Here is an 18,745-nt window from a genome sequence, read left to right on the forward strand (position 1 = left end):
TTACTTGATAATTTGTGAAAAAAATGAGTAAAGAAGCCGTTGAAACCGATGATTTAACAACGTCCGCTTTTGAGGAAATAAGTCATGGCCCGATTGAAGGCCAGAAAACATCCGGAGCTTCTTCGGACGAGCTCAATCTTGACGTTATCCTGGATGTTCCGGTGACCCTTTCCATGGAGTTTGGCCGGACTCAAATCAGCATCAGAAATCTTTTGAAGTTAAATCAAGGTTCTGTAGTTGAGCTTGACCGCCTGGCGGGCGAACCGCTGGATATTTTGGTGAACGGCACTCTGGTTGCTCACGGCGAGGTGGTGGTAGTCAATGACAAATTCGGTATCCGGGTGACGGACATCGTCAGTTTATCGGAACGAGTCAGAAGATTAGCCTGATGTCTGCCAAAGTTGCCGTATCCTGCGTTTTATTTCTATGGATGCCTGCCGGCTGGGCCCTGGCGGCCGCGGACAATTCAAGACAGACGGCCGGAACCGTGGCGGCCGGAGACGTTGCCGGGTGGATTCTGGGCCTGATGATTGTGCTGGCCGTTTTTTTTCTTTGCGTTTGGGGAATGCGAAAGCTTACCGGGCTCAACCCGAACAATGCCGAAAAAATGCGTGTGGTGGGCGGACTCTCCTTGGGCATGCGGGAAAAAATCCTCCTGGTGCAAGCCGGCAGGAAGCAACTGATTCTCGGAGTGACGCCCGGCCGAATTCAAACTTTGCTCGTACTGGAAGGCGATGACTGCCTGAGCCATGAAGAAAAGGGGAAAGGGCCGGTAAAATCCGGCTTTGCCTTGAAACTGGTGGAGGCGATCAAGGCGCGTTCCGATGCGTAGCTCCGTGTTGTTCTCTCTTTTCGGCATCGTGACCGTCTTGTTGATCGGCCAGACGCCGGCTTTTGCTGGGGCGGGCATCGACGCGGTCAATGTGACCACGAACAGCCAGGGCGGTCAAACTTACAGCGTCACCCTCCAGATTCTTGCGTTGATGACATTGTTGACGCTGTTGCCTGCGTTGTTGCTGACCATGACGTCGTTTACCCGCATCATGATCGTATTGAGTTTGCTCCGCCAGGCTCTGGGCACCGGCCAGGCGCCGAGCAATCAGGTCTTGTTGGGATTGTCCCTGTTCTTGACGATCTTCATCATGATGCCGGTCTTCGAGAAGGTCAATAGCGAAGCCGTGCAGCCTTATCTCGAAGAAAAAATCGACGCGGGAGCCGCCTTAACGAAAGCTTCCGAACCGTTCAGACAGTTCATGCTGAAGCAAACTCGGGAAGCCGATCTGGAATTGTTCGTCAGAATATCCGGACACAGCGAAGTAGAGACTAAAGAGGACGTGCCTTTTTCAATACTGCTGTCCGCTTACGTCACGAGCGAACTGAAAACGGCGTTTCAGATAGGCTTTCTGATTTTCCTGCCGTTTCTGATCATCGACCTGGTGGTCGCCAGTGTCCTCATGTCCATGGGCATGATGATGCTGTCGCCGATGATTGTTTCTTTGCCGTTCAAGATCATGTTGTTCGTTCTGGCCGACGGCTGGTCGTTGATCATGGAAATGCTGGCGGCGAGTTTCTACGTCGGCTGACCCGCAGGAATCACGAAAATGACGCCGGAAATCATCTACCGTGTCAGCCAGGACGCCATGTTGGTGGCGATTAAACTGACCGCTCCCATTTTACTGCCGTCTCTGGCGGTCGGCCTGATCATCGCGATGTTTCAGGCAGCGACCCAGATTAACGAATCGACGCTGACGTTCGTTCCCAAACTAATCATCATCGGAGCGGCTTTATTGATTATCGGACCCTGGATGCTGCAACTGTTCCTCGATTATTTTCAGGGTCTGATCAGAGACATTCCTCATTTGATCGGATAAACAGTGAATTTTACCGAAGCGCAAATTCTGGAGCAGACGGCTTCGTTTTTATGGCCGTTGATCCGGATCAGCGCCATGTTTGTGGCTCTTCCGCTATTCAGCCTTCGAGGCGTGCCGCCCCGCGTCAGATTGATTCTTTCATTGGCGATAACGTTGGTGGTAATGCCGTTATTGCCGCCTTTTCCGTCCGTGGACCCGTTCAGTTACGAAGGGGGCGTGATTGCCGTGCAGCAAGTGATAATCGGTCTGACCATCGGATTTATCCTGCAGATGGTTTTTTCCGCGATCATCTTTGCAGGGCAGGGCATCGCCTTGAACATGGGCTTGGGATTCGCGTCGATGGTCGATCCGCAGAACGGCGAGCAAGTCCCGGTGATTGCGCAATTTTATGTGATTGCCGCTACTTTGATCTTTCTCGGTCTGGACGGCCATTTGCTGCTGATAAAAATGCTGCTGGACAGTTTCAGGAGCTTGCCCCTGGGCGTGGAAGGACTGGCCAAGGCCGACCTCTGGGCCGTCATTACCTGGAGCAGCCGCATGGTCGCCGGCGGCTTGCTGCTGGCCATGCCTCTGATGATCAGCCTGTTGTTGGTCAATATCGGTTTCGGCGTGGCGACGCGCGCTGCGCCCCAACTGAATATTTTTTCGGTGGGGTTTCCGGTGACCCTTTTACTGGGAATCGTTCTGATCTGGCTGACCTTGCCGTTGGTGCTCGAACAATTTTCCGGAATTTTAACCGATGCTTACGAACTGGCGGAACAATTGCTGAGACTGTGATAATTTCGTGTGGTGACTCGAAAAAATCCATTGCCTTCAGTTTCCGGTGAAGATTACCGATCATTTCGGACGATGAGCTTCCCGACCGCACCGGCCTGGCGGAGCCGACTGTCTTGATTTCAATTGAACTAGTATCTTATGGCTGAAGATTCAGATCAGGAAAAAACCGAACAACCGACCAGCAAGCGTCTGGAAGAGGCGCAAAGGCAAGGTCAGATTGCCCGTTCGAGAGAGCTGAATACGTTTGCGATGCTTATTGCCAGCGCCATGCTCCTGCTGATGCTGGGGGAAAGTATGGGCAACAGGCTGGTGGATCTGATGCGGAAACAATTTCAGCTCCGGCGGGAAGTGTTGTTTGATCCCCTCAGTCTTCTTGTTTACTTAAAGCAGGCGCTGATCGACGGCGCCTTAGTGATAGCGCCCATCGTTGCCGTTATGGTCGCCGTGGCCATCGCGGCCCCGTTGGCGCTGGGCGGTTGGGTGTTCAGTTGGGAAGCCGTCGCACCCAAACTGGAAAAACTCGATCCCGTCAAGGGCATCGCCAGGATCTTTTCTCTGCACGGCTTAAGCGAACTGATCAAAGCCTTGTTGAAGATCGTATTGATTTTCGGAGTCGCCATCCTGTTGTCCCGGCATTTCCTGGGTGAACTGGTCGGGCTCGGCATCGAGCCTGTAGACCGGTCCATCGCTCACGCTTTGCAAATCGTCGGCCAATGTTTTCTCATACTGAGCGCGTCTCTGATACTGGTCGTGATGATCGACGTGCCTTATCAGTTATGGGATCACAATAGAAAGCTGAAAATGACCCTGCAGGAAATCAAGGATGAAATGAAGGAAACGGAAGGAAAACCGGAAATCAAGGCGAGGCAGCGCCGGATTCAGATGGAAATGGCGCAAAACCGGATGATGGCAGAAGTGCCGAAGGCCGACGTGGTAGTGACCAACCCCACGCATTACGCCGTGGCCTTGAAGTACGACCAGAATGCAAACGGAGCGCCTGTTCTGGTTGCCAAAGGCGTGGATTTGATTGCCGCTCAAATCCGCTCGCTGGCGTCCGGGTCCAACGTACCTCTGGTTGCATCGCCGCCTTTGGCCAGAGCCTTGTATTATTCGACCGAAATCGACCGGGAAATTCCAAAAGGGCTCTACCTGGCGGTGGCGCAGGTGCTGGCCTATGTCTATCAGTTGAAAACCGCCAGAGCAAACCGCTGGGCCGAGCCGATTCCGCCGGCCAATATTCAGGTGCCCGATGAATTCGAACGGAATGGTTAAGTTATGGAATTAAATAGAATTACCGCAGCAGTCAAGCTCCTGGGCAAAGCCGAGTTGGGCGCGCCTCTGGTCATCATCATGATCCTGGCGATGATCATGGTGCCTTTGCCGGCATTTTTACTGGACTTGCTGTTTACCTTTAATATCGCTTTTTCGTTGATCATTCTGCTGGTGGTGGTTTATACGCTGAGGCCTCTCGAATTTGCGGCCTTTCCGACCGTGATTCTGTTGGCGACCTTGTTGCGGTTGGCGTTGAACGTCGCATCCACGCGCATCGTCTTGCTGGAAGGCCATAACGGCGGCGATGCCGCCGGGAAAGTCATCGAAGCGTTCGGCGCCTTTGTCATCGGCGGAAACTTTGCCGTGGGTCTGGTGGTGTTCGCCATTCTGGTCGTGATCAATTTCGTGGTCGTCACCAAAGGGGCGGGACGGGTTGCCGAAGTCGGGGCCAGGTTTACGCTCGATGCGATGCCGGGCAAACAAATGGCGATCGATGCGGATCTGAATGCCGGCCTGATCACTCAGGATGAAGCCCGGGCCCGCCGTGCCGAAGTCGCCACGGAGGCCGATTTTTACGGCTCCATGGACGGTGCGAGCAAGTTCGTCCGGGGCGACGCGGTGGCTGGCATTGTCATTTTGTTCATCAACATGCTGGGCGGTCTGGCTATCGGCGTCGGTCAACACGGCATGAATTTTGCCGATGCGGCCCAGGTTTATACCTTGCTGACCATTGGCGACGGGCTGGTCGCGCAGATTCCTTCCTTATTGCTCTCGACGGCTTCGGCCATTGTCGTCACTAAAGTCGGCAGCAGTAGTCAGAACATCGGCCAACAGGTGAGCGCTCAACTGTTTGAAAACCCGAAGGCGCTGATGATTACGGCAGGGGTTATCGGCGTTTTGGGCCTCATTCCGGGCATGCCCAATCTGGTCTTTATCCTGCTGGCTTCGATACTGGCGGGAGCCGCTTTCCTGATCGACAGACGCCATAAACAGGCCGAACTGGTGGACGTCAATTATCCGCAGGAAATTTCTCCCGCCGCGGCCGAAGTCAAGGAGCTGGGCTGGGACGACGTGATGCCCATCGATGTCGTGGGGCTTGAGGTAGGGTACCGTCTCATTCCCTTGGTCGACAAGAATCAAGGAGGGCAATTGATGGCCCGTATCAAAGGCGTGCGCAAAAAACTGTCGCAAGAGTTGGGGTTTTTAGTCCCCACGGTTCATATTCGGGATAACCTCGATTTAAATCCGGCCGCGTACAGGATTTCACTGATGGGAGTCACCGTAGGCGAGGCCGAGATCATGCCGGAAATGGAGATGGCGATTAACCCGGGCCGCGTTTTCGGTACGCTTCAGGGAAAGCCCTGCCAGGATCCTGCCTTCGGCCTGGAAGCATTCTGGATCGAGCCTTCCCAGAAAAATTACGCTCAAACCCTGGGGTATACCGTCGTGGACCCCAGTACCGTGGTAGCCACCCATTTGAGCTACCTTCTGCAAATTCATGCGCATAAATTATTCGGCTACGAAGAAGCGCAAAAAATACTCGATAATCTGGCCAAAACGGCGCCCAAACTGGTCGAGGACCTGGTGCCGAAAATCCTGCCGCTGGGGCTGGTGGTCAAGGTCTTGCAAAACCTGCTGCAGGAACGGGTGCCGGTTCGCGACATGCGGACCATTGCCGAAACTTTGGCGGAGTATGGCATTAAAAGTCAAGATCCCGACATTCTCACCTCGGCGGTACGTGCTTCCTTGGGAAGACTTATTGTCCATGAAATCAGTGGGATACAGAACGAGTTGCCGGTAATGACTCTGGATTATGAATTGGAACAGTTGTTGCATAAATCTCTGCAGACGGCAGGTGAAAATGGCGCCGGCATCGAACCAGGATTGGCTGAACAAATGCATAAGTCACTACAGGAAAATACTCAAAAAATGGAAACGGAAGGGCAAACCGCGGTATTGCTGGTGTCTTCCTATGTTCGCCCCTGGTTGTCCCGATTCGTCCGCCATTCCATCTCCGGATTACATGTCCTGGCATACAATGAAATCCCGCCGGATCGTCAGATCAAAGTGGTTTCAACTGTCGGGAGACGTATTTAACAGATGAGACAGGACGATGAAAATTAAACGTTTTTTTGCGAAAGAAATACGCCAGGCCATGCGTATGGTAAAGGAAGAATTGGGCGCCGATGCCGTTATTTTGTCGAATCGGAGCGTCGATGGCGGCATTGAAATTGTTGCGGCGCGAGATTTTGATGAGCAGGCGATTCACAACAAATTGCGGGAGCAGACGCCCGAGCGGCGGCCGAGTCCTCCTCCTAATGCCGTGAAAGAGCCTGATTTTTCTTCAGAAAAAAGACGGCCCGAGGTCATGAGCCAGGGTGAAAAAAAGAATTCGGAAGGATCGTCGGCATCTGCGCGCCCTCTGCGGGGGGCTGTCGATCAGTACGTCGGCTATGCCGAAAAATTGCAGTTGCGCAGTCCCGGTTCTGAAAGTCGGGCCAGCGCCAAAAGGATTGAACCTGTGATTCCGATTTTACCTGCAGAAAAAGCAAAACCGGTTGAGAAAAGTAAAGCGGCTGAAGAAAATCATTACAGTCTTTCCGACAAGTTGCTGATGGAAATGTGCAATGAGCTGAAATCCTTGAGAATGACCTTCGACAGAAAGGTAATGGAATCCGGCCAGCCCGCGGGAAACCAGGTGGACTCTCTGAAAGACTCTCTGTTACAGCGCTTGGAGAATATGGAAATTTCCAAAAAGACGAGCGCCCACGTCGTCAGCCAATTGCACAGCCAGTCCAATATCGAGACGGCTTTTTCGAAAGCTCGGGACATGCTGGCGGACATGTTGCCGATGGAAGAGGACGAGATCCTGGAAACAGGAGGCATTGCTGCATTGGTTGGCCCTACCGGAGTAGGAAAAACCACAACGATTGCCAAGTTGGCGGCTCAATTTATTTTAAAGCATGGATCGAATCAGGTGGCTTTGATTACCACCGATAACTACCGCATCGGAGCGTTTGGCCAACTGAATACCTATGGGCGCATTCTCGGTGTTCCGGTTCGGGTAGCGTCCACTAACGACGAATTGCTTGGCCTGATCAATGGTTTCATGGACAAGCGCCTTATCCTGATCGATACCGCAGGCATGAGCCAGCGCGATATGAAATTGGTCGAACAGATTAATACGCTGCGTCAGGTCAAATCGTATCTGGTCATGTCCGCGGCCACGGATTACAAGGTAATGAATGACATCATCCGAGCTTTTCGGATTTTTGAACCGCAGGCAACTATCCTGACCAAACTGGATGAGGCCGTTGCAGTAGGCTCTGCCATTTCCTCTCTTATTGAACATCGTCTCCCTTTGTCCTTCGTTGCCAACGGACAGCGCGTGCCCGAGGACATCTTCGTGCCCGCCGCCCGCTCTCTTGTCGACTATTGCATGATCGAGCCGGGATCAAAAAACGGCTATGACTATCCTGAAAATTATGAAATGCGTATGGCGCAAGGCTATGCATAAGTCATCGGATCAAGCAGCAGGAATAAGAAAAATGAACAGAGCCAAACCCGTTCGAGTCATTGCTGTTGCAAGCGGAAAAGGAGGCGTGGGTAAAACCACCGTATCTGTCAATGTGGCCGTTGCCCTGGCCAGAATGGGTCTGCGCGTGGCGCTGCTGGATGCCGATATGGGACTGGCTAACGTCGACATCCTGTTGGGAATTTACCCCAAATTCAACCTTGCGCACGTGTTGTCGGGAGAGAGAACCCTGGACGAGATCATGCTGGACGGTCCCTGTGGATTGAAGGTCATTCCGGGAGCCTCGGGAATTCAGAAAATGTCCGAACTTTCAACGATCGAACAAGCGGCGTTGATCCGGGCTTTTAGCGAAATCGACCAGGAGATGGATATTCTGATCGTGGATACGGCGGCCGGAATTTCCGCCAGCGTAATCAACTTTGTTCGCGCCTGTCAGGAAATCAAGGTGGTGATTTGTGATGAGCCGACCTCATTGACCGATGCCTACGCGTTCATCAAGCTGTTATATAAAGATTACGGGATCTGGGAATTTGACGTGATTGCCAATATGGTGCCGACCATCCGGCAAGGGAAGAAATTGTTCGAGAAACTGCGCAAAGTCACCGATTATTATCTGGACGTCAACCTGCAATTCGCAGGAGCCGTTCCGTACGATCTCAATTTGCGCAAATCGGTTCAGCAGCAGAGCCCGGTCGTTTTGGAATATCCTGAAAGCGAGGTTTCGCTGGCCATACAAGCCATAGCCGAAAGAATCGACGCCATGCCGCTGAAATCCCAGACGGGAGGATATCTTGAGTTTTTTATCGAGCGGATGATCCGGTACAACTCCCAGGAGCGCCTCTTATGAGCAGAGTGGCCATGTACAGTTCCATTCAGAAAGGAGACACGGATGAACGCATCCTGCAATATGCCTCTCTGGTCAAACGGATCGCCTACCATTTATTGAACAGGCTGGCGGATTCGGTCCAGGTCGACGATTTGATTCAAGCCGGCATGCTGGGTCTACTGGAGGCCATTAAAAATTACGATTCCACGCAGGGAGCCAGTTTCGAGACTTATGCCGGCATTCGTATCCGTGGTTCCATGCTTGATGAAGTCAGGCGTTCCGATTGGACTCCCCGTTCGGTGCATAAAAAATGGCGAAGTGTCACGGAAGCCATTCGAACAATCGAAAATCAAACAGGACGGGCCGCCCGTGCTTCGGAGATCGCCGACTATCTGGGCATCGATCATGACGAATATCACCGCATTCTTGACGATGCCAGCAGTTGCCGTTTATTCAGTGTCGAAGAATTGGCCGAAGCAGGAGATCACTATCTCGATGAAGCGACGAATTTTGTCGAAGAACCCATTGCCGGCCTGGGCCGTGAAAGCCTGAGAAACGCTGTGGCCCAGGCGATTAAAGGGTTGCCTGAACGCGAACAGCTCATTTTGTCGCTTTATTACGAGGAAGAACTCAATTTGCGGGAGATTGGAGAAGTCTTGAATATAAGCGAATCGCGGGTGAGCCAAATCTGTTCGCAGGCGATTTTAAGATTACGGGCGAGATTAAGTGGATGGATGGAACAAAAATAGTTAAAATTGCTATTTCCTCATATCTAATGAGCTTTATTTGCAACTTCCTGTTTTCTTTGAAAGAGCCCCAAGACGGACGAATGTTATAATAACAGTATGTTGCAGAGCATGCATTGGAAAACATCGGATCTTTCTAATTCGATCAACTTTTTAATTTTATAAAGTTTAATGACTCAAATTTTTCTGATTGCCCTTGCCCATGCCGTCGTAACGATTGTCGTCGCGCTCGTCTGGCTCGTGCGGGCTTACCTCAAGCTTAAGGGTGATTATCGGGTATTGTTCGACAACGTGCGAGGCAACGCTCAGGACATTGCCGGCTTGTATGCGTCCTTGGTGGCGTCGGAGAACCGTCTGGCGTCGGCTGAAGAGCAATTGCAGGCATTATCCTCGCGGGCTTCCGTAGTTCAATCCGTCGACGAACAATCGCCGGATCCTTACAGCTCGATCATACACAGAGTGCGCAACGGCGCGACTGTTGACGACTTAATGCGCGAATGCAACTTATGCCGGGATGAGGCCGTCTTATTAATCCGCTTACATGGTTCGGATAGACGTAGCTGACAGTAGTTCGGCTTGGCGTATCGAGCATACCGATAAAGCTTCCGCTTATGCTCTTGTCCGCAAGAGACTAGAATAATTCAATATCGTCGGCTTGATCCTGTTGAAAAGCCACTTTCGCTGCAATGGCCTCGTCGATGGACTTGCCTTCTAATATGGCGTCAAACATTACTTTTTCGGATTCCATTGTATAGCGGGCCCGTATCTGATTCTGAAACTTGCGCCATTCATCGGGATTATAGAGCCGGTCGGGGGCTGCCACGAGCTGCGACAGTCCTCTCAAATTCGAAGTAACGTGTTGCAGGCATTGCTGCATTCGATCGTAAAATTGAAAAGCAATAATGGCCGCCTGTATTTTATCTTTCGTGTCCGAGCAGGTGGCCAGAGCCAGCTCTCTTTCATCGGAGTCGCCGAGACTCATCAGATGATGATTGATTGTCTGCATGCTCTCGACAATTTCGGTAAACGCTTCAGTCAGCGTATTTACCGATAAATCGCTCTCCTGCAAAATAACGTCCACTTGTGCCGCCGACAATGACAATAATTTAATTGTCTCTCGAACCTGGCTCCAGTCAAGATCGGGCTTTACGGAATCGGAATAAGTCACATTTCACCAGAATAATGTTCAAACCAAAAAAAGCGAAAGAATTTCATGCATTAGTTTCGGGCAGGGCGAGAGCAGGCGGACTTTTAAACGGCCAAAAATAAAAGTTTCTCATGGTACATAAAAATTATAGCCGGAAATTGGATAAAAGCTTTTTGCGGCTTCCTTCTTATTGATTTTGATAATGCCGGGAGTAATAGTGAAAAAATCCCGGACGAAATTCATTTTTATATTGATTGTGGTGATCATCAACGGTATAGATGACAGTGCTAATTCATCCGTTTTTGCTATTATTATAGATTAAGGACGGAAACAAGCCGTCTGAAACGCCGATTAATACGATAACCGGCGAGTATCTCCGGTTCAGTCATAACGTGCGTTTGCAGGCGAATATCGCCATATGTTTGCCTGATTCTGTTAGGACTTATCACTTCATAGATCTCGTTTCTGGAACTACAATGGAATTAACCAACGAACAACTACAAAATAAAATCCTGATCGTCGACGATGCCTTATCCATGCGCAGTATGACCAAGGCTGTTTTGCGAGATGCCGGATTCGCTCATGTCTTCGATGTACCGGACGGTCAGGAAGCGCTTAAACTGATGAAAAGAATAAAGGTTAATCTCGTGGTTTGCGACTGGAACATGCCCGGGATGAGCGGACTGGATTTGTTCAAAGCGGTCAAAGAAGACCCCAAACTGGCGGGAACTCCTTTCATTATGCTGACGTCTTCATCGGAAGGCAGCAAGGTTAAGGAAGCGATTGAGGCAGGCATCACCGCTTATATAATAAAACCTTATAAACCCGCCGATTTATTGAAGAAAATTGGCAGCATGCTGTCTTGATCGGCCTCCGGCTTTATTTTTCTCGCTCGATTCGCCGATGTTTTTTCTGAGTCTGGAGGATGATTCGATCTTCCTTGATCCCCGTTACGATCTCTTCTTTTTTGCCGAACTTGAACTGCCGCTCTTTTCATAGCTGACTTTATGGGAGCATTTTAATGGCACATCAACTTTAGTTTCCAAAAACTTTCATCCGTTTCGCAAAGAGCTCCGTTTATTGCGCCCTCTTTATTATTTTGTTGCATCCGTCCGGGGGATAACGGCATGAAAAAGGTATTGCGATGGCTCGGGAAAATTCTCCTGACGTAGGCAATACAAAAGCAACAAAAAAAAATTCTTTAACTATACTTTCAAAAAGGATTGATGTGGCAAGGTTTGGGCCCGATTTAGCTTAAAAAAAACAGTAATGGAGAAAACAATGGCAAGTATTCTTGCGGTTGACGATTCAGCTTCGATGAGAAAAATGGTGGCCTTTACATTAAAAGGTGCCGGCTATGAGGTTGAAGAAGCGGTAGATGGAGTCGATGCTTTGACCAAAGCCCAGTTCAAACAGTTCGATTGCATAGTTACCGACGTCAATATGCCGAATAAGGACGGTATCACCTTGATCCGGGATTTGCGGTCATTACCCGATTACAAATACATACCGATGCTGATGCTGACCACCGAGTCCGGATTGGAAAAAAAACAGCAGGGAAAAGCCGCCGGCGCTACAGGTTGGATCGTCAAGCCTTTCAATCCTGAGCAATTATTAAGAACTCTAAAAAAGGTTCTCGGGTAATTCATGTTGTTTTAATAATTTAAGATATCTTTAGGGAAATCTATGGCTATCGATATGTCACAATTCCATCAGGTTTTTTTCGAAGAATGCTTCGAAGGACTGGATGCGATGGAATCCGGTTTGCTGAACCTCGATACCGGAGATATTGATGCGGAAGTAATCAACACCATCTTCAGAGGTGCCCATTCGATAAAGGGTGGAAGCGGGACCTTCGGTTTCAACGACGTGGCCGATTTTACCCATGTCATGGAAACCCTGCTCGATGAAATGCGGGATGGCCGAAGAAAAGTTACGCAGCCGGCGATTGACGTATTACTCGGCTCGGTGGATTGTCTCAGAACGATGCTTACTTCAATACAGGAAGGGGAGAGCATCGATCAGGCGGCGGTAGGAAAATATAAAGACGCATTGGAGAGCGAACTCAACGGTTCTCCTGAAAGAGCGCATAACCCGCATGCAGAGGTTCCCGCACAGATCGTTTCATCTGTTGAAGCCGACGAAGAATCGGAATTATCGGAGCAGGGATGGAAAATCGCTTTTTGCCCCTATCTGGATTTATTGAAAACCGGCAACGATCCTGTCCGGATTTTCCGGGAGCTTGCCGAATTGGGCGAATACACCGTATCGGTCAACACGCGGGACGTGCCCGGTCTCCATGAGCTGGACCCGGAGGAATGCAATCTTTCCTGGACGATAAAACTGGTCGGGAATATTTCCCTTCATGAAATTAATGAAGTGTTTGCCTGGGTTGAAGGCGACTGCGAACTCGATATTCAGCCGCTGACATCGCCTCCCTCCAAACCTGCGCCCGAAGTTAAGAATATCCTGGCGGAACCTGCGATCAAAGAAACTGCTTATTCAAAAGCCGCTAAGGAAGAGATGAAAGCGCCGGTTGGCGGAAACGAGCCCGCCATTAAGTCCGAATTGCTGCAGACCGAGAACGATCAGACTAAATCTTCCGCGAAAAGCTCTAGTTCCATCCGCGTCGATACCGCCAAAATTGATGCTTTGATCGACATGGTGGGAGAAGTGGTCATTACCCAATCCATGTTGGGTTTGATCAGCGAAAACTTCACCATGGACCAACTTGACCAGCTCAGACGGGGACTGTCGCAGCTTGAACGTCATACTCGCGACATGCAGCAAAGCGTCATGAATATTCGAATGCTGCCTATCAGCTTCGTGTTCAGCCGTTTTCCCCGACTGGTGCATGACATCAGCGCCAAATTAGGTAAGAAAATCGAGTTGAAACTGGCCGGCGAAAATACCGAAGTGGATAAGGCGGTCGTTGAATTAATCAACGATCCTCTGGTGCATTTGATAAGAAACAGTCTGGATCACGGTATCGAAATGCCGGCCGACAGAGTGGCGGCAGGAAAGCCGGAAACGGGCGTCATCGAGTTGAAGGCCTATCATCGGGGCGGTCATATCGTCATTGAAATCATTGACGACGGCCGCGGCCTGGATAGAAACAAGCTGATCGCCAAAGCGGTCGAAAAAGGGCTGATCGGGGAAAACAGCATTCTAAGCGACAAACAGGCCTTTGAATTAATCTTCATGCCGGGTTTTTCAACGGCGGAAAATATTACCGATATTTCCGGCCGCGGCGTCGGCATGGACGTCGTCAGAAAAAACATTCAGGCCTTGGGCGGCAACATCGAGATTATTTCCGAGATGGGGAAGGGAACGACCATCTCCATTCATCTTCCTTTGACCTTGGCGATCATCGACGGTCAGTCGGTTGCCGTGGGCGATGAAACCTATATCGTGCCTTTGGTTTCCATCATAGAATCCATCAACATCACCGAGAAAATGCTCAACCGGATAGCAGGCAAGGGCGAAGCTTTCAGGTTGCGGAATCAATACATTCCCATCATCAGAATGCACGAGATTTTTAATGTGCAGCCAAGAAAAACAAAATCATCCGAAGGCGTGATCGTCGTTGTAGAAAGGCAGGGCGTATTGTGCGGCTTATTTGTGGATGAATTGCTGGGGCCGCAACAGGTGGTGGTCAAATCGCTGGAAGCCAATTACCGTCGTGTGGAAGGTATTTCCGGCGCAACTATTTTAGGGGACGGCTCCGTTGCACTGATTCTCGATGTGCCGGGGCTGGTGCGTTTTTCAAATCGTCAGAACCAGGCATGCTCGGCAACTGCATGAGAACAGATATGGTTCAAGAGTTCGAACTTAAAACCTCCGATCGGAATCGCTACAGTAAAACGCTGGACACGGCTCAATACTTGAGCTTCACGATGGATAATGAAGAATACGGCGTGGATATTCTGCGGGTTCAGGAAATTCGCAGTTGGGAACCGGTATCCCGGGTGCCCAATGTGCCGTATTACGAGAAAGGGGTCATTAATTTGCGCGGGTCCATTGTACCCATCATCGACTTACGGGAAAGATTCCGGCTAAAGTTTACCGATTATACGCCTCTGACCGTTGTTGTGGTTTTGCAAACGAGGGAAGGCAGTAAAATCAGAACCATGGGAGTGGTTGTCGATTCGGTATCGGACGTCATTACCATAGATAAAAGCAAAATTCAGGAGGCGCCTGATTTTGGAGCAAAAGTCAGCAATGAATTTATTCAGGGTCTGGTGTCGGTTAATGAGCGGATGGTCATCCTGCTGGACGTAGAGAAGCTGATGAAACTGGAAGAATTAGAGACAAACGACGGTTGACGGCAATGAATGGATTCACCGGAAACTGAGAGTTTTCGTTGATGTTTTAAGGACACGGCCGCTCCTGGACAAGGGCATGGCGACTTCGGTTACTGAACTTTTTGAATCGGCCCGTAGGAAAAAAGATCCTTGGTGACGGATACGAACGTTGAAATTGATTGAAAGCCCCGCGGGCGCCCATCTTTTTACAGGACGAGAGCAATAAATACGTTATGAATACGACTACCGATTTATTGGAACATCAGATTCCCGGTGCGGCCGGCGTTGAGGACGGCGCCGAACCGGTGATTATTCTGGATGCGACGCTCACCATGCAAAATGTCGTGAATTTGCATGAAAAACTGAAAACAAGCTTGTCAGCAAACGACTCGGTCGAAATCAATGCTTCCCGGGTCGCCTCGATCGATACAGCGACCTTGCAATTACTGACGGCGTTGAAAAAAGAAGCAATAAAACAACAAAAACCAATCGTTTTTTCCGCTCCTTCCCTGCGATTCATCGAATCCGCCGAACTGCTCGGATTATTGGATATACTTGAAATAGACCCAGCCTGAGAAAAAATTAATGTAAAAGATTTCCGTAATGACAATACTAAAAACAAAAACGCGACTAATTCCGGAAAAAGAGCTCAAAAAACCAGTCTGACTAGCCTTTGAGTTTTTATAAGCGAAGAGCTTTGGATCATGCTTTGTCCTAAGATGGATCGGACAAGAAGAATATTTCCTGGCCAAGACTGCGTGACGGTCCCGGCTGTCGAGGACGGCAGAGCCGGTTCCTGTCAAACCCGTTCGGATCGCGCCTAATTATTCAACTTGGACAGTCTTTGATTTGGTCAGGCGTGGCTGGCCTTGTTACAGATTTTCTGTAACGACCCAATTGTTCGGATCAGGAGGTCCAGAATCAATACCGCGAAAACAGCCTTTAACATTGCCCACCCCGCAGAATCTATCTAATTGGGAGATGCAGAATCCTCAAATAGGTCTTCATCGGATTCAAGGAAAATTCCGTACCATTTAACTGGAAATCAAGTAATTCACAATGACTGCTATCATTAAAATCAAAGGACCTTCAATAGCCGGATTTGAACATGTCAATCGTTATTGGGATCGGGACCGAGACATCATCGCGGCTAAAATTCTACCGGGAGAATATTACGTTACTCACGACAATGAGATGATTACAACGGTATTAGGCTCCTGCGTAGCGGCTTGCATCAGAGACAAGGAGTTGGGTATTGGCGGAATGAATCATTTTATGCTTCCTGTAAGTAATTACGAGTCACTGAAAAACAGTAGCGAATCCATTGTCGGGATAGCTACCCGTTACGGAAACTATGCCATGGAACACTTGATTAATACGATTCTGAGCAATGGGGGGAAAAGGCGAAACCTGGAAGTCAAAGTTTTTGGCGGCGGTAAGATTCTGCCGACTTTGACCGATGTCGGAATGAAAAATATCGATTTCGTACTGGATTATGTCGAGCAGGAAGGATTAAAACTGTCGTCGCAGGACTTGGGCGACGTTTATCCGCGAAAAATCATCTATTTTCCTCAGACGGGAAAAGTCTGCATGAAAAAAATTAAAGACCTGCATAACGATACGATTGCGCAAAGAGAGCGGAAATATTTCAACAGCATCAAGAACGTTTCCGTAGAAAGCGAGGTTGAGCTTTTTTAGCGATTTTAAGCCTTTCCGCCTATTTCTCGGCAAGTATGCAAAAAGCTTTTCTATTGTTGCCGGGGAGCGCGGGAGGGCGTCCGAAACGACTTGAATCAGTAAAGACTATGGCGCCACACTGAACTTTGCAAGAAGAGCACATGAATAAAATACGGGTACTAGTCATAGACGACTCCATGTTAATAAGAAAAATATTAACTGAAATTTTCAATTCCTCATCCGACATCGAGGTAGTAGGTACCGCGGCCAATCCCTATATTGCCAGGGACATGATCAAACAACTGAATCCCGACGTACTGACTCTGGACATCGAAATGCCGCAAATGGACGGTATCACTTTTTTGAAAAATCTGATGCGTTTGCGTCCCACCCCGGTCGTCATGATTTCAACGCTCACCGAAAAAGGCGCCGACGTGACGTTGGAAGCCCTGGCGCTGGGCGCCGTGGATTTCATCACCAAGCCCAAAATGGACATTGCCAGTACGCTGGAGAGTTATTCGGAAGAGATCATCGGCAAGGTAAGAACAGCGGCCCTGGCCAAGATAGAAAATTACAACAATAAAACTTTCGCTGCTAGAGAAAACGATAAAACGCCGGCTTTACCTCATTTAAAAAGCGGCCCGGTAAAACAGATCTCGCTTAACAATAAAATTATCGCAATCGGCGCTTCGACAGGAGGAACGGAAGCGATCAAGACTGTCGTAAAAGGGCTTCCTGCACGCACCCCGCCGATTGTTATAACACAGCATTTACCCGCGGCGTTCAGCGAGTCGTTTGTCAGGCATATTGATCTTGTCACCCCAATGAAAGCCTGTATCCCCAAACAAGGTCAAATAGTGGAGCCCGGCTACATTTATTTGGCGCCGGGCGACCGGCATATGAAGATAATCAAAGAAGGTTTGAGATTCATTGTTCAACTGGATGACGGAGAGCCCGTCAATCGGCATAAACCCGCCGTTGATGTAATGTTTCGTTCCCTGGTTCAGTCTGCCGGCGCCAATGCCGTAGCGGTTTTATTAACGGGAATGGGCTCCGATGGCGCCAGCGGCATGAAGGAAATGCATGATGCCGGTGCAAAAACAGTGATCCAGGACGAAAAGAGCAGCGTGGTCTGGGGAATGCCCGGAACAGCTTATAAATTGGGGTGCACGGATTATGTTTTGCCGTTAGAAGAAGTTTCCGGCAAAATCCTGACGTTACTTTGAGCGCGATTTCCTCAAAATCCCGGATATTTTCATACCTCGGGACATTATCCTCGACTGGAGAAATTTTTCATCCCGAAGATAAGAGCGATGCAGGCGAACCGAAAAGGCTCGGGAACGGAATTTCTTGCTGCTCTTGATCTTGCGTCCTGTTCGGGAATTGCTTTGCTCTCCTGCCATGTCTTCAACACTTGAAAATCCGATCGGACATCCTGTTTTTAATCCATTGAAATCGTTCTGTGAAATCCGGTATGCAAAAACAAGGCGAATCATGTTTATGGCTAGAAAGAGTCGATTGAAAAGATAAGTTTGGGAACACCGATCCATATACCTGGCATGATCCGATTGGAAAGGGATCGAATCGGTCCGTACGCGCGAGTTGTTCAGTCCCCGTGCGAAACTCGCGGTCCTAATTCGCTTCCTTGTCAAAAAATCGATGGGTTGGATTGACTTGTGGCCCGGTTTTACTATGCTTCAGGAGTGGCTTCTAATGCTTGAGCAAGCGAAAACTTATAAAAGAACCAATCCATTGGAAAAGATACGTTATCCATAAAGGGCAGGGCAGATTGAGCATCTGGCGCAGCCGACAGGATTCTCTGGACGGTTCCGAGTTATGTAATGAAATTTTTTCGTCCGGACATTGTTTCAGGAGGAAGGCTCTTTCGGAAAAGCCTCGAGCATCCGGCTTTGTTTTATCAACATCGGTCAAAACGATGAGTCAGGTTTAATTGCCTGTAACGGCCGGCGATGAGTCTTGAATAGAGAGGTTTCATTTTCTGGTAATTAATAAAGATATGTCGGCATATCTAAAAATCGGGAGTATTTATGCAAGATAAACAAGAGCAGGGAGAGGGCATGGTTACGGGAATGGAATTCCTGGCTTTCACGCTCGGAGAGGAGAATTATGGCATAGATATTCTCACTGTTCAGGAGATTCGCGCTTACGAAACGGTCACCAGAATTGCCAATATGCCGGACTTCATCAAGGGAGTCATCAATTTACGCGGCGTTATCGTGCCGATCGTCGACATGCGCATCAAGTTTAAATTAGCCGACGTAGTCTATAACCAGTTTACCGTAGTGATTGTTCTGAACGTCTGCGGAAGGGTCATCGGCATGGTCGTGGACGGCGTTTCCGACGTGATTTCTTTGACGCCGGAACAAATTCATCCCAAGCCTGAATTCGGCTCCAGCCTGGATACCCAATATCTGATCGGATTGGGCACGGCCAATGAACGGATGATTATTTTAGTGGATATCGAACGGCTGATGTCCGCCAAAGACATGGCTTTAATCGAAAGAGCCGCCGCCTGAACCGATTTTCAACAGTTATAAATATAAATTTTTCACTTTAGTGAGAGAGGCAT

General features: G+C 49.5%; 20 protein-coding genes. 19 read left to right on the top strand and 1 reads right to left on the bottom strand.

Going from position 1 to position 18,745, the window contains the following annotated elements; translation table 11 throughout:
* Positions 1 to 23 precede the first annotated feature (23 nt).
* The 11 genes from fliN (at position 24) to A3OW_RS0122395 (ending at position 9,591) form a co-directional block, all read left to right on the top strand.
* Complete coding sequence (gene fliN / locus A3OW_RS0122345; protein WP_026223853.1) at positions 24 to 389, top strand: flagellar motor switch protein FliN; 366 nt, start codon at positions 24 to 26, stop codon at positions 387 to 389.
* Positions 389 to 832, top strand: a complete 444-nt coding sequence (gene fliO, locus A3OW_RS0122350; RefSeq protein ID WP_020565690.1) for a flagellar biosynthetic protein FliO — start codon at positions 389 to 391, stop codon at positions 830 to 832. The genes fliN and fliO overlap by 1 nt, the downstream gene beginning before the upstream one ends.
* Positions 825 to 1,583, top strand: a complete 759-nt coding sequence (fliP, locus tag A3OW_RS0122355; protein WP_020565691.1) for a flagellar type III secretion system pore protein FliP — start codon at positions 825 to 827, stop codon at positions 1,581 to 1,583. Before fliO ends, fliP begins: the two co-directional genes overlap by 8 nt.
* An 18-nt stretch (positions 1,584 to 1,601) precedes the next feature.
* A complete protein-coding gene (gene fliQ / locus A3OW_RS0122360) occupies positions 1,602 to 1,871 on the top strand; it encodes a flagellar biosynthesis protein FliQ (RefSeq protein ID WP_020565692.1) in 270 nt (89 codons plus the stop codon).
* 3 nt (positions 1,872 to 1,874) lie between these two features.
* Positions 1,875 to 2,648 (top strand): flagellar biosynthetic protein FliR, encoded by a 774-nt coding sequence (gene fliR, locus A3OW_RS0122365; protein ID WP_020565693.1) that lies wholly within the window; start codon positions 1,875 to 1,877, stop codon positions 2,646 to 2,648.
* Between the two features lie 138 nt (positions 2,649 to 2,786).
* Positions 2,787 to 3,920 (top strand): flagellar biosynthesis protein FlhB, encoded by a 1,134-nt coding sequence (gene flhB / locus A3OW_RS0122370; protein ID WP_020565694.1) that lies wholly within the window; start codon positions 2,787 to 2,789, stop codon positions 3,918 to 3,920.
* A 3-nt stretch (positions 3,921 to 3,923) separates the two neighbouring features.
* Positions 3,924 to 6,017 carry a flagellar biosynthesis protein FlhA gene (flhA, locus tag A3OW_RS0122375; protein ID WP_020565695.1) on the top strand — a complete coding sequence of 698 codons (2,094 nt, stop codon included), beginning with the start codon at positions 3,924 to 3,926 and terminating at the stop codon, positions 6,015 to 6,017.
* 16 nt (positions 6,018 to 6,033) lie between these two features.
* Entirely contained in the window at positions 6,034 to 7,437 is a 1,404-nt protein-coding gene (gene flhF / locus A3OW_RS0122380) for a flagellar biosynthesis protein FlhF (protein ID WP_020565696.1), read from the top strand.
* Between the two features lie 31 nt (positions 7,438 to 7,468).
* Positions 7,469 to 8,302, top strand: a complete 834-nt coding sequence (locus A3OW_RS0122385) for a MinD/ParA family protein (protein WP_020565697.1) — start codon at positions 7,469 to 7,471, stop codon at positions 8,300 to 8,302.
* The gene (locus A3OW_RS0122390) at positions 8,299 to 9,030 is read left to right on the top strand and encodes an RNA polymerase sigma factor FliA (protein ID WP_020565698.1); all 732 of its coding nucleotides are present in this window, start codon (positions 8,299 to 8,301) and stop codon (positions 9,028 to 9,030) included. The genes A3OW_RS0122385 and A3OW_RS0122390 overlap by 4 nt, the downstream gene beginning before the upstream one ends.
* Positions 9,031 to 9,198: 168 nt before the next feature.
* Positions 9,199 to 9,591 carry a DUF2802 domain-containing protein gene (locus tag A3OW_RS0122395; protein WP_020565699.1) on the top strand — a complete coding sequence of 131 codons (393 nt, stop codon included), beginning with the start codon at positions 9,199 to 9,201 and terminating at the stop codon, positions 9,589 to 9,591.
* Positions 9,592 to 9,658: 67 nt separating this feature from the next.
* On the opposite strand, the gene A3OW_RS0122400 is transcribed toward A3OW_RS0122395, so the two are convergent.
* Positions 9,659 to 10,195 carry a hypothetical protein gene (locus tag A3OW_RS0122400; RefSeq protein ID WP_026223855.1) on the bottom strand — a complete coding sequence of 179 codons (537 nt, stop codon included), beginning with the start codon at positions 10,193 to 10,195 and terminating at the stop codon, positions 9,659 to 9,661.
* A 401-nt stretch (positions 10,196 to 10,596) separates the two neighbouring features.
* Here A3OW_RS0122400 and A3OW_RS0122410 point away from each other — a divergent pair, with 401 nt between their 5' ends.
* The 8 genes from A3OW_RS0122410 (at position 10,597) to A3OW_RS0122450 (ending at position 18,692) form a co-directional block, all read left to right on the top strand.
* Positions 10,597 to 11,040 carry a response regulator gene (locus A3OW_RS0122410; protein ID WP_232422418.1) on the top strand — a complete coding sequence of 148 codons (444 nt, stop codon included), beginning with the start codon at positions 10,597 to 10,599 and terminating at the stop codon, positions 11,038 to 11,040.
* Between the two features lie 415 nt (positions 11,041 to 11,455).
* A complete protein-coding gene (locus A3OW_RS0122420; protein ID WP_026223856.1) occupies positions 11,456 to 11,818 on the top strand; it encodes a response regulator in 363 nt (120 codons plus the stop codon).
* Between the two features lie 42 nt (positions 11,819 to 11,860).
* Positions 11,861 to 13,978, top strand: coding sequence for a chemotaxis protein CheA (locus A3OW_RS0122425; protein ID WP_026223857.1), 2,118 nt, complete (start codon positions 11,861 to 11,863; stop codon positions 13,976 to 13,978).
* A gap of 8 nt (positions 13,979 to 13,986) precedes the next feature.
* Positions 13,987 to 14,499 carry a chemotaxis protein CheW gene (locus A3OW_RS0122430; RefSeq protein WP_020565706.1) on the top strand — a complete coding sequence of 171 codons (513 nt, stop codon included), beginning with the start codon at positions 13,987 to 13,989 and terminating at the stop codon, positions 14,497 to 14,499.
* Between the two features lie 212 nt (positions 14,500 to 14,711).
* Positions 14,712 to 15,053 carry an STAS domain-containing protein gene (locus tag A3OW_RS0122435; RefSeq protein ID WP_157385951.1) on the top strand — a complete coding sequence of 114 codons (342 nt, stop codon included), beginning with the start codon at positions 14,712 to 14,714 and terminating at the stop codon, positions 15,051 to 15,053.
* A 484-nt stretch (positions 15,054 to 15,537) separates the two neighbouring features.
* A complete protein-coding gene (gene cheD, locus A3OW_RS0122440) occupies positions 15,538 to 16,176 on the top strand; it encodes a chemoreceptor glutamine deamidase CheD (protein WP_026223858.1) in 639 nt (212 codons plus the stop codon).
* Between the two features lie 140 nt (positions 16,177 to 16,316).
* Entirely contained in the window at positions 16,317 to 17,381 is a 1,065-nt protein-coding gene (locus A3OW_RS0122445; RefSeq protein ID WP_026223859.1) for a protein-glutamate methylesterase/protein-glutamine glutaminase, read from the top strand.
* A gap of 822 nt (positions 17,382 to 18,203) precedes the next feature.
* Positions 18,204 to 18,692 (top strand): chemotaxis protein CheW, encoded by a 489-nt coding sequence (locus A3OW_RS0122450; protein ID WP_020565710.1) that lies wholly within the window; start codon positions 18,204 to 18,206, stop codon positions 18,690 to 18,692.
* Positions 18,693 to 18,745: the final 53 nt, after the last annotated feature.

Origin of the sequence: Methylosarcina fibrata AML-C10, assembly GCF_000372865.1 — a bacterium.
Classification (GTDB): Bacteria; Pseudomonadota; Gammaproteobacteria; order Methylococcales; family Methylomonadaceae; genus Methylosarcina; species Methylosarcina fibrata.

Excerpts from the sequence above, each read along its gene's own strand:
- fliN (WP_026223853.1), top strand. The coding sequence starts at position 24 with ATGAGTAAAGAAGCCGTTGAAACCGATGATTTAACAACGTCCGCTTTT.
- fliO (WP_020565690.1), top strand. The coding sequence starts at position 389 with ATGTCTGCCAAAGTTGCCGTATCCTGCGTTTTATTTCTATGGATGCCT.
- fliP (WP_020565691.1), top strand. The coding sequence starts at position 825 with ATGCGTAGCTCCGTGTTGTTCTCTCTTTTCGGCATCGTGACCGTCTTG.
- fliQ (WP_020565692.1), top strand. The coding sequence starts at position 1,602 with ATGACGCCGGAAATCATCTACCGTGTCAGCCAGGACGCCATGTTGGTG.
- flhB (WP_020565694.1), top strand. The coding sequence starts at position 2,787 with ATGGCTGAAGATTCAGATCAGGAAAAAACCGAACAACCGACCAGCAAG.
- flhA (WP_020565695.1), top strand. The coding sequence starts at position 3,924 with ATGGAATTAAATAGAATTACCGCAGCAGTCAAGCTCCTGGGCAAAGCC.
- flhF (WP_020565696.1), top strand. The coding sequence starts at position 6,034 with ATGAAAATTAAACGTTTTTTTGCGAAAGAAATACGCCAGGCCATGCGT.
- A3OW_RS0122385 (WP_020565697.1), top strand. The coding sequence starts at position 7,469 with ATGAACAGAGCCAAACCCGTTCGAGTCATTGCTGTTGCAAGCGGAAAA.
- A3OW_RS0122390 (WP_020565698.1), top strand. The coding sequence starts at position 8,299 with ATGAGCAGAGTGGCCATGTACAGTTCCATTCAGAAAGGAGACACGGAT.
- A3OW_RS0122395 (WP_020565699.1), top strand. The coding sequence starts at position 9,199 with ATGACTCAAATTTTTCTGATTGCCCTTGCCCATGCCGTCGTAACGATT.
- A3OW_RS0122420 (WP_026223856.1), top strand. The coding sequence starts at position 11,456 with ATGGCAAGTATTCTTGCGGTTGACGATTCAGCTTCGATGAGAAAAATG.
- A3OW_RS0122425 (WP_026223857.1), top strand. The coding sequence starts at position 11,861 with ATGGCTATCGATATGTCACAATTCCATCAGGTTTTTTTCGAAGAATGC.
- A3OW_RS0122430 (WP_020565706.1), top strand. The coding sequence starts at position 13,987 with ATGGTTCAAGAGTTCGAACTTAAAACCTCCGATCGGAATCGCTACAGT.
- A3OW_RS0122435 (WP_157385951.1), top strand. The coding sequence starts at position 14,712 with ATGAATACGACTACCGATTTATTGGAACATCAGATTCCCGGTGCGGCC.
- cheD (WP_026223858.1), top strand. The coding sequence starts at position 15,538 with ATGACTGCTATCATTAAAATCAAAGGACCTTCAATAGCCGGATTTGAA.
- A3OW_RS0122445 (WP_026223859.1), top strand. The coding sequence starts at position 16,317 with ATGAATAAAATACGGGTACTAGTCATAGACGACTCCATGTTAATAAGA.
- A3OW_RS0122450 (WP_020565710.1), top strand. The coding sequence starts at position 18,204 with ATGCAAGATAAACAAGAGCAGGGAGAGGGCATGGTTACGGGAATGGAA.